This window comes from Acinetobacter rongchengensis (assembly GCF_003611475.1).
GTDB classification, from domain to species: domain Bacteria; phylum Pseudomonadota; class Gammaproteobacteria; order Pseudomonadales; family Moraxellaceae; genus Acinetobacter; species Acinetobacter rongchengensis.
Map to the genome: position 1 here is coordinate 1 of NZ_RAXT01000208.1, position 430 is coordinate 430.

Annotated in this window: 1 pseudogene; it reads right to left on the reverse strand. The window is 35.1% G+C overall.

Annotated elements, in window-relative coordinates:
• A pseudogene (locus D7V20_RS19560) lies at nucleotides 1–367 on the reverse strand (IS1-like element ISAba3 family transposase); the annotation flags it as partial.
• Nucleotides 368–430 lie beyond the last annotated feature (63 nt).

A 430-nucleotide genomic window follows, 5' to 3' on the forward strand; every position in this document is an offset into this window, starting at 1 on the left:
AAATAAGCCATTGTTTATTCTTTTTATTTCCAACAAAATTCCAGAACTCATCTACTTCGAGAGATTCATAATGACTTTGCTGAGGCTGAATTTCATAGGTTGATTCAGTTAAAGTACGTAAAACTTTACCGATACTGATGCGCTCAACTTCAGCAATATCTCGTATACCGCTGCCTCTGACCATCAACTGTAATATTTTACGAGTAATACCTGACTTACATCCTAGATAGCTCAGTGCATGATCACCAATAAACTGACGTTTACAGTCTTTGCACTGATAGTTTTGTTTCCCATCTACTTTGATACCATTTTTCTTTATACTATCACTGAGGCAGGTTGGACATTTGATTGCTAGAGTTATTTGCATTTCTCTATTTTATCAAAATCCAATCGGCTTTTTCTTCAGCATACTTTTTGAAACACTACCAAA